Below are 534 nucleotides of genomic sequence, written 5' to 3'. Positions count from 1 at the left end.
ATGCGGCTTATATGCTCGTCATGCGAAAAAGCGGGGTGATAAGCCCACGATGCGTTTGTGTGAAAATTGCGCGAAATGTATCGAAGACCATTTACCTGGTTGTGACGAACAAAAAGCCATCTCAAGTGTGTTAATGCAATTGAGAGAGGAACCGTCCATTTTTTAACCTAGCGGGCTACTCCGCGCTAATGTCATTCGCTTGGCATTGGCCAGCGAATTATTCATATAAATCTAATAATTCAGGAGCAGTTATGCTAACCAACCAAGAAATCGCCATTAAGCAAGGTGCATTTGATATACCGGGCTTTCATGAATCTGTAAAAAGAGATTTTGACGCAGGTTTGATTACGCTAGAAGAGGCGGCTAGGGAGTTTTGTAAAGCTAATTGGACGCCATATATAAATATGGCATACACAAAAAAACACCTTGGCATTGAAGATCAAACTGCTTGTTAAGTTTATAAAAAATCATAGAAGTTGAGGTAAAAGCTCTTAGGGCTTTTATTGATACGTCCAACCATACGGGAAATTACTC

At 40.4% G+C, this 534-nt stretch carries 1 protein-coding gene; it reads left to right on the top strand.

Annotated elements, in window-relative coordinates; genetic code table 11:
- The first annotated feature begins 251 nt into the window (after positions 1 to 251).
- Complete coding sequence (locus A142_RS12525) at positions 252 to 455, top strand: hypothetical protein (RefSeq protein WP_017108529.1); 204 nt, start codon at positions 252 to 254, stop codon at positions 453 to 455.
- Positions 456 to 534: the final 79 nt, after the last annotated feature.

The sequence above is a fragment of the Vibrio splendidus 12E03 genome, from assembly GCF_000272105.2.
Classification (GTDB): Bacteria; Pseudomonadota; Gammaproteobacteria; order Enterobacterales; family Vibrionaceae; genus Vibrio; species Vibrio splendidus_I.
Note: the sequence above shows the minus strand (reverse complement) of the source record. Positions and strands in the feature narration are given on the sequence as shown.